The sequence below is a fragment of the Phyllobacterium myrsinacearum genome, assembly GCF_014138285.1.
GTDB classification, from domain to species: Bacteria; Pseudomonadota; Alphaproteobacteria; order Rhizobiales; family Rhizobiaceae; genus Phyllobacterium; species Phyllobacterium myrsinacearum_A.
On record NZ_JACGXN010000003.1, the window covers coordinates 224822 to 238465 of the forward strand.

General features: G+C 55.6%; 9 protein-coding genes and 1 pseudogene. 5 read left to right on the top strand and 5 right to left on the bottom strand.

Annotated elements, in window-relative coordinates; all coding sequences use genetic code 11:
* Positions 1–273 precede the first annotated feature (273 nt).
* The 3 genes and pseudogenes from FHW16_RS13330 to FHW16_RS13340 all read left to right on the top strand — a co-directional run.
* Complete coding sequence (locus tag FHW16_RS13330; protein WP_182549701.1) at positions 274–993, top strand: hypothetical protein; 720 nt, start codon at positions 274–276, stop codon at positions 991–993.
* Positions 994–1079: 86 nt separating this feature from the next.
* Positions 1080–1415, top strand: coding sequence for a hypothetical protein (locus tag FHW16_RS13335; protein WP_182549702.1), 336 nt, complete (start codon positions 1080–1082; stop codon positions 1413–1415).
* Between the two features lie 388 nt (positions 1416–1803).
* A pseudogene (locus FHW16_RS13340) lies at positions 1804–1935 on the top strand (LysR family transcriptional regulator); the annotation flags it as partial.
* A 63-nt stretch (positions 1936–1998) separates the two neighbouring features.
* Here FHW16_RS13340 and FHW16_RS13345 read toward each other — a convergent pair.
* The 5 genes from FHW16_RS13345 to FHW16_RS13365 all read right to left on the bottom strand — a co-directional run bounded on the left by FHW16_RS13345 (position 1999) and on the right by FHW16_RS13365 (position 8214).
* Positions 1999–3669: an ABC transporter ATP-binding protein gene (locus tag FHW16_RS13345; protein ID WP_182549703.1), complete on the bottom strand. Its 1671-nt coding sequence runs from the start codon at positions 3667–3669 to the stop codon at positions 1999–2001.
* 2 nt (positions 3670–3671) lie between these two features.
* Positions 3672–4484: an ABC transporter permease gene (locus FHW16_RS13350; protein WP_182549704.1), complete on the bottom strand. Its 813-nt coding sequence runs from the start codon at positions 4482–4484 to the stop codon at positions 3672–3674.
* A complete protein-coding gene (locus tag FHW16_RS13355) occupies positions 4481–5425 on the bottom strand; it encodes an ABC transporter permease (RefSeq protein WP_182549705.1) in 945 nt (314 codons plus the stop codon). The genes FHW16_RS13350 and FHW16_RS13355 overlap by 4 nt, the downstream gene beginning before the upstream one ends.
* A gap of 29 nt (positions 5426–5454) precedes the next feature.
* Complete coding sequence (locus tag FHW16_RS13360; protein ID WP_210278119.1) at positions 5455–7002, bottom strand: ABC transporter substrate-binding protein; 1548 nt, start codon at positions 7000–7002, stop codon at positions 5455–5457.
* A 66-nt stretch (positions 7003–7068) separates the two neighbouring features.
* On the bottom strand, positions 7069–8214 hold the full coding sequence (locus FHW16_RS13365) for a C45 family autoproteolytic acyltransferase/hydolase (protein WP_182549707.1): 1146 nt from the start codon (positions 8212–8214) through the stop codon (positions 7069–7071).
* Positions 8215–8325: 111 nt separating this feature from the next.
* On the opposite strand from FHW16_RS13365, the gene FHW16_RS13370 reads away from it, so the two are divergent.
* Together FHW16_RS13370 and FHW16_RS13375 are read left to right on the top strand one after the other, a co-directional pair.
* Positions 8326–9204: a GntR family transcriptional regulator gene (locus FHW16_RS13370; protein WP_210278120.1), complete on the top strand. Its 879-nt coding sequence runs from the start codon at positions 8326–8328 to the stop codon at positions 9202–9204.
* A 288-nt stretch (positions 9205–9492) separates the two neighbouring features.
* The gene (locus tag FHW16_RS13375) at positions 9493–13632 is read left to right on the top strand and encodes a Pls/PosA family non-ribosomal peptide synthetase (RefSeq protein ID WP_182549953.1); all 4140 of its coding nucleotides are present in this window, start codon (positions 9493–9495) and stop codon (positions 13630–13632) included.
* Positions 13633–13644: the final 12 nt, after the last annotated feature.

Here is a 13644-nt window from a genome sequence, read left to right on the forward strand (position 1 = left end):
TTTGGTGGCTGTTCGAGGTTGTTCTCATGGTTGCCTCAGTTTCAGGCGGACCTTATGGATCCCATCCACTTTCTGAATTCGTCATTGCGTACTTCCCGTATGGATGCTTACTTTTTGTCGTTCTGGGAGTGGGAGTGTTGATAGCCGGATATTCCATTCGAAAGTGACAGAGCACGTTCCTGATGGTGGCAACGCATTCATCGTGATAGCAAAGTTTTGAACTTGAATGGCAAAGATTGATACTGGTCCAAAGTCTCCCGATAGAATGGCATCATGCTGAAATCATGCATTTGGATTGTCGCAGTTGTTGGTCTGGCTTTTGTGACAGCGTCTTTGCTTGTCCCCGATGAAACAGACTTTCCAGAAACCCCGGAGCAGACAAGCGAACCTCTTTCAACCATCAGGCTGAATGCAAGTGGCGATCGATTACTGTTGAGGACGGGCCAACACGATTATGAATTCATATTGCCTGACAATCAGCTTAATGGCGCAATTGACCTGCAAAACGAGACACACGACGCTGATCGGGCGCTGGGCAACCCAAGCCGATTTATTGTCAGCCCAATCGATCTCACCAAAGATGGGGCGGCAACGATTGACATTGAGGTGATGTATGGAGGGTATGATCCAAGTCTGTCCGAAACCAAAACCATCTTGAGCGATCAGACGCGTTCACGGTTGACTACCTACGGGTTTTCCCCGTCAAATGGCAATGTTGTCGGCGATATCGACCCGCCTCTTTATATGACATGGAGCGCAAGGCTTTCCGGGCAGCAATATCCGGTAAACAGTCGTGGCGACTATGAAGGGGCAGATCTAACGGCCTTGGCCTATCCTGAACTCCTGGTGAAACTTGATGACCCCGACAGACAGAAGCAGAACCACCGATCCAATGCTTGGCTGGCTCCTTTCAGATCCACCAAACGTGCTATTCAATTGGCTCTCCTCATACCCTTCCTGATGCTTGTGGGTTACGCAGGACCAAGCGGATAAGTATCTGGCGCACCCGACAAACCCCTCCACTGCGAATTGAGCCTTTAGAGAGAATGCGGGGTTGAGGAGACCAAGGTTAAAACGATATGCGAAATTCAACCATCCCACACACAAAGACATTCAGAGACGGAGCATTCATCGCCCTGATCATCTGGCTATTGGTTTTGCCGCTGACTTTGATGACACAAGTCTTTGCCCCTTCAGTTTTTACACTTTTGGAGGGGATCGGAAATTTTCAATACAAGCCCTGGATTATTCTCGCGCCCACCGTCTGCACCCTCATTGTTGCGCTGGGTATCATCCCGGGATATCAAAACCTCAAAGTCATTGCTGGCGCAGCCGCTTGCAGCGTAGGGGTGATAATCGCAGCCTCGATTGCTTTCCTCTTGGTCATCGTGGCGATTCCGCGATTGCATTCTTAAGTGGTGCCCCTGTAAACAAAACATAGAGGGCATGACATGCTCCACGCTAGGCCATAGCCCCAGCACCCATTATTTTGAGAACAGATAATCGTAATCTCGACAATAGTTGAATATTGACGGTATTTGCCGTGTCGGCAACTACCGCGGCAACGGTTTTACCATCTCGGGATTGTAACTATCCTAAGCAGCACCGCACGGTGGCTCGATGCTCATACCCTCCGGCGGTTACAACCGAAAATCCCGCAACGGGATTTATGGAACCAGCTTGCATTTGTCGCAGCAGCCGAGGATGATGGCGGTTTATGGACCAACTCCCGCCGTTGGGAAACTACTCTCGGCGCTTCTTCGGTCCAGAGCGTGGCCGACGCCCGGGACCGTGCTGCCTTCAGCTCGCAACCTGAAGCTTACCGAGGAAGGACGCGCCCTATTTGAGCGAACAGCCGCGCTGTTGACGGAGCTCGCAGAGACGGCGGCCGCCATTTCATCTCGTGCTGAGAAGCCGCGTGGCCGATTGCGCATCCGTTACAGGGCCAAAAACGCGGGAAAATTGTCCGGCGGTTAGCACCGACAATCAGAGCGCCTGTCAGGGCCGACCATTGACTGTTTTCCTGCCAGCGTCGTCAAAACGCCATCCCAGCTCCACACCGCCATTTTCTGTCCCAAAGAGCGCCGGAATGGCCTGAAGCAGTTTGCGGGTGTACTCATGCTGAGGGCTGTCGAAGATTGCGTCACGACGGCCTTCTTCAACGATGACGCCATGGTTCATCACAATAACTCTATCGGCGATTTGCTCGACAACAGCCAGATCATGGCTGATGAACAGACATGAGAAACCATGCTTTCTCTGCAGTTCCGCAAAAAGCTTGAGCACCTGTGCACGAACCGTGACATCCAGCGCCGAAACCGGTTCATCGGCGATTACGAATTGCGGCCGCCTTACAACTGCTCGGGCAATAGCGACGCGCTGGCGCTGTCCGCCCGAAAGCTGGTGCGGGAAACGGGACGCAAATTCCGGGGACAGCCCAACTTCATCGAGAACATCCGCGACACGCATGTTTTTCTCTTTGTTCGTCAGTTCCGTCGAATGACGCAGTGCCTCCCCAACCAGACTCCCGATTGTCATGCGTGGATCGAGCGACGAGTAGGGATCCTGAAAAACCATCTGGCAATTCAGCCGGTAATCAACGTAATCGGTGGCCGATATTTGGATGGGCTTGCCGTTGAAAAGGATTTTACCGTCGGTTGGCTTGATAAGCCCGGCAATTGTACGCCCTAACGTCGTCTTGCCGGAACCGGAGCCGCCGACCACCGCCACAACCTCGCCCGGCATGACGCTCAGGCTGACACCATTCAAGGCACGCTTGGGCTGCCCCTTACGCAGAAGACTTCGACGCGCCGCGAAGTCGACGACAAGACCGTCGACATTTATCCTTGCAATGGGAGAAACCTCCACAGCCCGCGCAGGCACGCGGTGCGGCAAGGCGGAAAGAAGCTTGCGCGTATAGGGATGTTGCGGCGCACGCAGCAGGTTCCTGGTATCCCCCTGCTCGACGATTTCGCCTTGCGACATGACCACGACACGATCTGAATATTTTGCAACCATCGCCAAATCATGGCTGATCATCAGAACGGCCGTGTTGTTCTCACGCGTCAGGTCAACCATCAGTTCGAGTACGTCGCGCTGAACCACTGCGTCCAATGCCGTGGTTGGCTCGTCGGCGATCAGCAGTGCCGGTTTCAGCAGCATCACTGCTGCCAGCATGATGCGTTGGCGCATGCCACCGGAGAAATGATGCGGCATGGCTGCGAGCGCCGTTTGCGGATCGTTCAAGCCAACGCGGGCAAGCATCTCGACAATCAGCCTGTGACGCTCCCGGCTTGTCAGCCGCCGGTGAAGCCGCAGCCCTTCTTCCAATTGACGGCCTATCCTCATTGATGGGTTAAGAGAGGTCATCGGCTCCTGAAAAACCATGCCAACCCGGGCACCCCGTAACGCCTGCAGATCGCGCTTGTGCATGGTGCCGATATCCCGGCCTTCGAAACTTATTGTTCCGGTGGTGCGTTGCACAGCCGACGGATTAAGGGCAATGATTGCACGTGCCGCCATGGACTTTCCGGAACCGGACTCGCCGACGATCCCAACGATCTCACCCGCTTTCACATCGAAGCTGATGTTCTTCAGTATTTTGATACCTGTCCGTGCCACCTCCAGGGAAAGGCCGCGCACATCGAGCAGTGGTGATTTCTCCTGCATCGTCAGCCCCTCATTCGTGGATCGAGTTTGTCACGCAGTGCATCGCCAAGGAGGTTAATTCCGAGCAGAGTCAGCGAGATGCAGAGACCGGGAAATATGGCCAGCCAAACGGCTTGGGATATGAATGGACGGCCGCTCGCGAGCATATTGCCCCACGTCGGTGCGGGCGGAGGCACACCAAGACCAAGAAAGCTCAACGCGCTTTCGGCAAGCAGTACCCAGCCGAACATGGACGTGGCAAGAACTGTAAGCGGTGCGATACAATTGGGCAGAATGTGGCGAAACATCGTGTAGGCGTTCGAATTACCCATGACGCGGGACGCTTCGATAAATTCACGTTCCCGCAACGACAGGACGTTGCCGCGAACAATCCGAACGACCGTCGGTGTATAGGCCAATCCAAGAGCCAGAATGATGCCGTATTTGTTGGCCCCGACAACAGCGAGCAGTCCGAGTGCCAGCAGGATTCCGGGAAATGCCAACAGCGCATCATTGAATGTCATGACGATACGATCGACCCAGCCCCGGAAATAACCCGTCAATATGCCGATCAGGGTGCCTGCAGCCACCGCTAGAACAACGGTCAACAGGCTTATCCAGAAACTGGTCGCAGCACCGGCGAGCAACCGGCTGAGCACATCACGGCCGAATTCGTCTGTTCCCAGCCAGTGCGCAGCGCTTGGCCCGGCAAGTTTGAGTTTGAAATTAAGGCCAAGCGGGTCGTATGGAGTCCAGACCGCGCCCATAAATGCCCCGGCCAGAAGTGTTCCGACAAGAGCGCTGCCTATCAGCGTGTTGGGAGCGAGATTTCTCATTCGGCGGTCACTCTCGGATCAAATATGGGATAGAGCAGATCAACAACGAGGTTTACCAGCACGTAGACCGTTGCAATGAGCAGAAGGCAGCCTTGGATGACGGGATAGTCTCGAGCGAAAATTGCATCGACAAGCAACCGCCCGAGGCCGGGGATTGTGAACACCGTTTCAACCACCGCAATGCCGCCAAGCAGATTGCCCAGAACGATGCCAATGAGCGTCCACGTCGGACCGAAGGCATTTTTGAAGGCGTGTCGCCAGAGAACCGCGGATTCAGACAGTCCCTTGGCCCGGGCATGCGTGATGTAATCAAGTTGCATGACCTCCAGCGTCGAAGCGCGTGCCATGCGCAGGATCACGCCGATCTCGTGCAGAAACAATGTGACCACGGGCAGGACGATATAAAGCAGTCCTTGTGGAAGGTTCTGCGTCATGGAGACATAGCCGAGCATAGGCAGCCAACCCAGCTTCAGGCCGAAAAACAACAGCAGAAGCAGGCCCATCCAGAACGCCGGGATAGAGAGCAAGAGAGTGGCACCGCCCACCAGAGTCACGTCGACAATGCTGTTCTGCCGCCAGGCTGCAATCATCCCTGCAGGCACGGCGACAATACTCGCCAGGAACACGGCAATCAGCACGATCTCCGCACTGATGCGCAACCGCGCCAGTATGAGAGGGAGAACCTCCTGCTGATTGGTGATCGACCGGCCGAAATCGCCGTGCAATATGTTGCCCAGCCATATTACGAACTGCGCCGGAATACTTTGATCAAGCCCTAGCCGGGCTCGCAAGTCTGCAAGGCTGGCGGGATCGGCCAGGTCACCCAGCATCAGCGAAGCTGGGTCACCCGGAATGAGGCGAATGAGAAAGAATACGGACACTGCGACAATGAGCAATGTCGGGATAGCTGTGCCAATGCGGGTGAGCGCAAATTTCAGCATGCTGATCTCCCAGTCCTGTCAGAGGACAGCTATTGCTGCTTCACACCAAGTTCCCAAAGGCGAAGCTTTGCCTGCCAGACCGGTGTGCCTTCCAGACGCTTGCTGCTGACGGTTTCACCTGTGCCATTGCAATAGATAATCAGGGGAACGTCATGCAGGAGCTTTTTGTGAAGCTCGTCGAATATGCCTTGCCGTTGTGTTTGATCTGAAATCTCCATGGCTTTGGCAATAAGCTCCAAAGCCTCGGGATTGTCCCAAACCTTGCGTGGCTGCTTCTCTTTGGGCCCCGAGAATTGTTCGAAGCTCAAAGCCGGATCAAGCCGCGCTGAATAGGAGAAGGACATCATCTGATATTTGCCGGAATTGTACCTGTCGAGCTGGGTTGACCAATCCAGGACCTCAATCCGTGCGTTAATTCCCACGGCCTGAAGCATTGCCTGCGCGACCACAGCAGCATCAAAACTCGGCGCCGTTGGGCGTTTGTTGGCAATGATGGTAATCTCTTCACCCTTGTATCCGGCTTTGGCGAGCAGGTCCGCTACCTTCGCAGGATCAACAGCGAAAGCTTCCTTCTGGGTATCACTGTAGTAGCGCGACCCCGGGAAAATGGCAGAATTATTGGGGCGGCCCGTCCCGTTTGTCGCCTGCGCGACCAGTGTTGGTAGATCCAGTGCTGCAGCAATAGCCTGCCGCATTTCCACTTTGGAAAGCAATGAATCCTTGGTCTGCATCAGAAAGGTGTGCTTGGAGGCTTCCGCCCCCGTTGTTACCGTAAAGTTTGGATTGGCTGAAAACTCCGGAATATCGGTGCTCAGAACAGATGCAACATCAAGCGCACCGGATAAAAGGCCAGCCTTCACTGTTGCCGGATCAGGAACGACAAGGAATTTGATTTCCTTGACCAGCGGGCGCTTCGAACCGACATATCCGTCTGCCTTGTCGCCCACCGGGGAAACATAGCCTTCAAATGCATCGAGCGTGATATATTCACCACGCTTCCAGTCGCCAAACTTGTATGGCCCGGTACCGATGGGTTTGTCCCAGCTTCCGTCGGCTTTTACCGACGCTTTTTGCAAGACGGCCGTCATTCCGCAGTCGGTGCGCGCCAGCGTATCGAGAAAGATGGCACTCGGATGGTTGATTTTCATGACAATCGTTTGGGGATCTGGTGCCGTTACTGCGTCGACCTTGAGCCCGTTGCGGCCGTCAAATTCCGGTAGGCAACGCCATTCAGTCTTGGGATCCATATAACGGGACCAGCTCCAGAGCACGTCTTCGGCTGTGAGTGGTTCCCCGTTGTGAAACTTGACGCCGGATCTGAGCTTGAATGTATAGGTCAATGCATCCGAGGACAGTTCATAGCTCTGCGCGAGAAGCGGACCGACTGTACCGTCCTCCTTGTAACCAACCAGACCCTCGACGGTGTGCAAGACCACAGCGTCTGTATAATCGTCACGATTTACACCGGGATTGGAGCTGCGAATATCAGCCGGAATTGCCGCTGTTATGGACTGCGCCGCGGCGGGCGCAGTCCATAACAGCCCGAACAACAGAGAAACCAAAAGAGCATTCTTCATGTCGTGAACCCCATTATTCATCCGGGCTTCGCGCCCGTTGGTTGAAGAAAGAAAAGCCTGGGCGCGCTAGGCGGCAGCGATTTGAACCGGATCCGCGTTAAGGCTGTAGCGGGTGAAGTTACGATTGATGGCCGGCAGGCAGGCAACTTCCATCGTGCCGCTTGCGGGATGCATGATGACCATTGCGACAGTGGCCGAGAGATTGCCCTCGGTGTTGAGCCGCGGCGGCCGGCAAACGGCGTAGGGCGTCAGGAAATCGTCGAAGAATGCGCGCTTCATGTCAGCAATGGACAGCTTTGGACCGGCTTCTTCCAGAATCTTGCGCACCCGCCAATCGCGGTATGGACTTTCTGGCACATGTGGCAGACCTGTGTCCTTAAGCTTTGAAAGTGCAACAGGACTGACCCAATGGTTCGCATGAACAACAAGGCCATTGGTCGGCAAAAGCTGGAATACCTCATCGGGCGCACATTCAAGATCGATCGCAAAGCCCGCACCGGTCGAGAGGATCATATTGTTGGAGCAGGCCTTCGGTGTTCCTGCAACTGCACGCATCGCGAGTGCGAAATGCTCCTGCTCCAGTGCCTTGCGCCGGATCAACGCCAACGGAACCCCCTGCTGCCGATAATCGCGATCGGATTCAAGATAGTTTGCCGTGATGCAAACGCCTGCGCTGTTCATACCGTTTCGGGCGAGCCCGCCCGCTTCAACGAATGTAAGGAAATCCGGACCGTTATCCTGCAGAACCCGAAGTACAATGGCAGTCTCGGAACACTCGGTCTTCCAGTCCCAGTTCTGACCATGGATGAGTGTGCCATCCGCACTTCGCTCCGGCAGGATAACCGCACCTGTGCAGCCGTCATCGATTTCATCCTCCTCGTCCAGCGGAGTGTTTTTTTCCAGACGCGCCTTGGCAATGACTTCAGTGCGGGCATTGATCATGACAATGTCCTCAAAGTTCACACCGGCACCCTCGGCAATCCCGCGCATCTCCTCGATATAGTGCGCGCCGAAGTTCGCAATCTCCCCGGCAAACTCCTCGATGAAACGCGTCTTTTCCGCCGCGCTGTAACCGAATTTGGCGAGCTGATCGCCATACAGCGCAACACTTGTTTTCACACGCTCCGGCACCGCAGCGCCGTACTGGCGACCGCGTTCAAATGGCGTTCCGGAAACGGTAACAAATGGAAAGGATGTCGGATATGAACTCATCGTTGCGCCTTACAGTGTATTTTGTTTGATTTACGTACACTTTAATACACAATGATTGCGTGTCAATTGGCTTTTATGCAAAAATAAGCCGTCAAGAAAATGGAGCCAAGATTGACCGTCAGTGACCTGCAGATAGAAATCGCCCGTCAGATCGTTTCCCTGGCCTCGTCGGAGCGCTGGCCTGTCGGAGAGCGCGTATCTGACTTTGCTCTGGCCAGGAGACTGGGAGTCTCCCGCTCTCCCATACGGTCTGCTCTCGCCTTGCTGGCGAGCCGCGGCGTTCTCGCGCACGCACCAGGCCGGGGATACGTGCTTGCCCTGCTGCCGCAGGGAAACAGCGGCATCGATGGCATCGCTCCGCCATCAGAGCTGGAAGACATTCACAAGCGGCTCATGGCGGATCGCGCGACAGGCGCGATACCGATGGAAGTTTCAGAGACGCTGCTGGCCGAACGCTACAACTCCACGCGCGGAACCATTCGCAAAGTGCTTTTGCGTTTTGCCGCCGAAGGTCTGGTTCAACGCCAAAGAGGACATGGCTGGGCTTTTGCAGAAAGCCTCGATACCGATCAGGTTGAGGAAGAAAGCTATCAGTTCCGGATGATTCTGGAGTGCGGCGCCCTGCGGCATCCCGGCTTCAAAGTAGACAAGGATCATCTTGCATCCATCCGCGCACAACAGGCCGAGATCATGCATATTCCGGTCGCATCGGTGCAACGCGACCAGTGGTTCAATGTCAATGCATCGTTTCATGAGGCGCTGGCAATATGGTCCGGCAACCGCTTTCTCGTGCAGGCCGTGCGCCAGCAGAACAGCCTGCGGCGTATCACCGAGTATGCCTACTTCGAAAGACTCCCCTATGATCGCATTCGTCAGGTGTGTATCGAACACATCGCCATCCTTGACGCGCTTGCCGAAAACGATGTGATCTTTGCCGAAGCTCTTTTGCGCCGCCACATCGAAGGTGCAAGCCGCTACGAGGTGGAATGAGCGAAGAAACTTTCTTTCCATGGCAGATTTCATTGAACGTTATAACTGACCGTTCTTTTGTCTTTGTACTTTGAGAAAGACATACGGATCGCAGTACAAAGCAACGGTCCGTGAGAGTTGCGGGCTTTTCTTTTATCGAAGCTTAGGGTATTCCGCCCGCATGACAGAGAGGTCAATTGCGACCGCCCCTGCACAGCACAACCAGCCGACAGACAATGCTTGCGGAAGACACGGCAGACGCCTTGCGTGAACATATGCCCGGCGATGGTCGATCTACGACTGGAAAGTATGGAAATGGATCACGGTATTGATGGTGTCGGCCTCGACAAGGGCACCACGGAAAACTCAGTCGACCAGTCCGGAGCAAGGGCTGACTTCGAAAATGCTGACGCGATTGCAAAATCTGCCGCTGCTTCTCAAACGATCGCACACCCGCAGGTTCTGTTGGGTGCCGACTTTTCACCGAAGGGACGCCCGGACGAGCGGCTCGATGGCTTTTTCGAACAACTCGCCGCGACTTACACTTCGTCGTCGGCCGTCGTCTCGGATGGGCGGGTCTGGACATATGCAGAGCTGAACAGGCGTGCCAATCAGTTCGCCCGCTTCCTGAAGGATAAGGGCGTACGGCCGGGCGACAGGGTGGGACTCCTCCTCGACCGATCCGCCGAGACCTATGTTGCACTGCTCGCCGTCATGAAGGCAGGAGCAGCTTTCGTGCCTCTCGCCACCGCTTTTCCGGAAGAGCGGATGAAACTCATCCTCGAAGACGCCAGTGTCGGGCTGATTATCACCATCGCAGCCTATTCCTCCCGGGTCGAACAGCTGCCGGTTCCGCACGTGCTGGTTGACAGCTCCGCCGCCGAAATCACGGCAATGTCCGACGCGCCGTTGCAGCCGGAAGCCACAGGCGTCACATTTGATGATACCTGCTACATCCTCTACACATCGGGCACGACAGGCAGGCCCAAGGGTGTGGTCATCACCCACCCGAGCATTTGCAATTTCGTGCGCGTGGCTGCGGCATCCTACGGGTACCGGCCGGATGACCGGGTCTATCAAGGCATGACCATCGCCTTCGATTTCTCCGCAGAGGAAATCTGGGTGCCATTTGCCGCCGGTGCAACAGTTGTACCGGCGCCAGGACCGCTTACCCTCGTGGGCGAGGAACTGGCTGATTTTCTACGGGCGAACGAGGTGACCTGCATGGCCTGCAGCCCGACGTTGCTGTCTTCAATAGAGAGCGACGTACCCAGTCTACGGGCACTGCTGGTGGGCGGCGAGGCATGCTCTCATAACCTCGTGGTGCGCTGGTCCAGGCCTGGACGGCAAATTCTCAATACCTATGGCCCCACCGAAGCCACCGTTACGGCGACAATGGGCATTCTTACGCCTGAGAAGGCCGTAACCATCGGCGCTCCGTTGCCAACCTACTCCATCGTCATTCTTGACCCTGTGGTGCCAGCGCTTGCCGAACCAGGGGAACTGGGTGAAATCTGTATCGCGGGCATCGGACTTGCTGTGGGCTATCTCAACAGGCCCGATCTGACTGAGCAGAAATTCATTGCCGACTTTCTTGACCTGCCAAACAATCCGTCAAAGCGCATTTACCGTACAGGCGATCTTGGCCGCATCAACGACGGCGGAGAAATTGAGTATAACGGCCGCATCGACACCCAGGTGAAAATCCGCGGCTACCGTATCGAGCTCGGAGAGATCGAAGCAGTGCTGCTGGATCAGCCGGCGATTGCCCAGGCTGCCGTTACGACTTGGGAGATCGAGCCTGGCCGTGTGGAACTTGTTGCCTATTATGCATCCAAGAGCGGGTTGCCGCCGATCTCCCGTGCTGACATAGCCGGGGAGCTGAAACGACGCCTGCCTGACTACATGGTGCCTTCCTATCTGGAAGAACTGCCGGCGATTCCAATGACTGTCTCGAACAAGGCGGATCTGCGTCAGCTTCCAAAGCCGACAAGCGTTCGACTGTCCGCCGAGCGAACAATAACGCCACCCAGCAATGACGACGAACGTTTTCTCGCCGGTATTCTGACTGAAGTCCTGAAATTCGACGAGGTGTCCGTGGAGGATAACTTCTTTGACGACCTCGGGGCCAATTCTCTGCTTATGGCTCGCTTCTGCGCCCGGGTGCGAACCAGAAAAGAATGGGCAACGGCGTCCATGCGGGACATTTATCTCTACCCGACCGTGGCCCGGCTCGCACAACATCTGCGCATACCGGAGGAGATGACGACTGCAATCAATGAGCGCGTTCTTACGCACCGGGCGTCGAACATTGCCTACTGGACCTGCGGCATGGCACAGTTGCTGTTCTATGGTCTTTACAGCTATTTTGGATTGTGGGTATTAAATCGTGGGCTGAACTGGACCTATGACAAGCTCGACGAGCCGCTGCAGCTCTACCTGCGCTGCGTGCTGCTTTCAGGTGGCGTCTTCTTCGGAATGTCGGCGGTTGCCATCATTGCCAAATGGGTTCTAGTCGGCCGCTGGAAGCCGGAAGTATTCCCCATCTGGGGACTGCGCTACTATCGCTTTTGGGTCATACAGACATTGATCCGCACCGCCCCCGTGGTTCTTTTCCGCGGCAGTCCGCTGTACAATCTCTATCTACGGCTTCTTGGGACCAAACTCGGACGCAACACCGTCATCGAGTGCCGCGCTGTACCCGTATGCACTGATCTCATATCGATCGGCGACAACACCATCCTGCGCAAGGAATCGATGATCCTCGGCTATCGCGCCCAGTCGGGTTATATCCATACAGGGCGGTTGACTATCGGTCACGATGCCTTCGTCGGTGTGGGGTCCACACTCGACATCGACACCAGAATGGGTGACCGTACCCAGCTTGGCCACGCGTCCTCACTCCAGCGCGGACAGAGCATTCCGGATGGTGCACACTGGCACGGGTCACCGGCTCTGCCGACGACGGCAGACTACTGCAAAGTCCGTAATGTCAATTCTTCCAATATCCGGCGCATCCTTTTTGAAGCTGTGCAGCTCATTGGCTTGTTCACCATTGTCACGCCTCTGCCGCTGCTGTTCCACAGCTATTGGCAGAATGTAAGCGACGATTATCAGGAGACAATTGGTCTTGTCGCAATAGGCACGACCGTCACATTGCTTGGGTACATTGCTGTAGCCCTGTTCGCAGCGACGGTGGTGCCTCGGGTGCTGAGTCTGGTTTTGAAGTCTGGCCGCACCTATACGCTGTACGGTTTCCGCTACTGGCTGCAGACCGTTGTCGAGTTCAGCAGCAATTCGCGCGTGCTCAACATCCTGTTCGGTGACAGCTCCGCGATCGTCCACTACATCCGCGCCATCGGCTGGAACCTCAACAAGGTGGTGCAGACCGGTTCCAATTTCGGAAGCAACCAGCAGCATGAAAACCCTCTCCTGTGCGAGATAGGCAGCCAGACCATGGTGTCGGACGGACTTTTCATGATCAACATGCATAAGTCAGCCTCCGCGTTCAGACTGGACCATACGAAGATCGGCGAGCGCAATTATCTGGGGAACAACATATACTATCCCCCGGATGGACAGACCGGCGAAAACTGCCTCCTCGGTACCAAAGTGATGATCCCTATCGACGGACCGGTACGCGAGAATGTGGGCCTTTTGGGCTCTCCGTCCTTTGAGATCCCGCGGATGGTGAACCGGGATAAGGAACTTATATCAGGCATCAGTGAGGATGACCGGCGCCATCGACTGCAATTCAAGAACCGTTACAACGCGATGACAGCCCTTCTGTTTCTGGCGACCCAGTGGTTCATGTTATTTGCCACACTGGTGATCTGGGATCGCGCGCTTAACTACTACACTGAATGGGCGGAAGTCGCGCTCTTCGTCGCTGTCCTTCTGACATCCGTGATCACCATACCGTTTTATATTCTGGTGGAGCGGGCAAGCCTTGGCTTCGGCAAGCTGAAACCACAGATGACGACCATCTATGACGTTACATTCTGGCACCACGAACGCCACTGGAAGCTGGCGGATTCGCCCATTACCCGTCTGTTCAGCGGCACGCCCTTCCGGCCAATGATCCTGCGCCTGCTGGGCGTCAAGATGGGACGAAGGGTCTATGATGGCGGCAGCAATCTGACCGAACGGTCCCTCGTTGAAATCGGCGATGACACCACCCTCAACGAAGGCTGTGTCATTCAGGCCCATTCGCTGGAAGAAGGTGCGTTCAAATCCGATTTCATCCGCATCGGCAAGGGCTGCACCCTCGGACCGGCTGCATTTGTTCACTATGGGGTGGTGATGGGCGAAGGCTCGATGGTCGACGCCGATTCATTCGTGATGAAGGGCGAAGTGCTGGAGCCCCATTCCATATGGCGCGGCAACCCCGCCAAGCTTAATCGGTTCGTCACACCTGTTTTCAATCGCGGATCCAAGGCATCCGCATGACATCAGGGCAAA

Excerpts from the sequence above, each read along its gene's own strand:
- FHW16_RS13330 (WP_182549701.1), top strand. The coding sequence starts at position 274 with ATGCTGAAATCATGCATTTGGATTGTCGCAGTTGTTGGTCTGGCTTTT.
- FHW16_RS13365 (WP_182549707.1), bottom strand. The coding sequence starts at position 8,214 with ATGAGTTCATATCCGACATCCTTTCCATTTGTTACCGTTTCCGGAACG.
- FHW16_RS13335 (WP_182549702.1), top strand. The coding sequence starts at position 1,080 with ATGCGAAATTCAACCATCCCACACACAAAGACATTCAGAGACGGAGCA.
- FHW16_RS13355 (WP_182549705.1), bottom strand. The coding sequence starts at position 5,425 with ATGCTGAAATTTGCGCTCACCCGCATTGGCACAGCTATCCCGACATTG.
- FHW16_RS13375 (WP_182549953.1), top strand. The coding sequence starts at position 9,493 with ATGGAAATGGATCACGGTATTGATGGTGTCGGCCTCGACAAGGGCACC.
- FHW16_RS13345 (WP_182549703.1), bottom strand. The coding sequence starts at position 3,669 with ATGCAGGAGAAATCACCACTGCTCGATGTGCGCGGCCTTTCCCTGGAG.
- FHW16_RS13350 (WP_182549704.1), bottom strand. The coding sequence starts at position 4,484 with ATGAGAAATCTCGCTCCCAACACGCTGATAGGCAGCGCTCTTGTCGGA.
- FHW16_RS13360 (WP_210278119.1), bottom strand. The coding sequence starts at position 7,002 with ATGAAGAATGCTCTTTTGGTTTCTCTGTTGTTCGGGCTGTTATGGACT.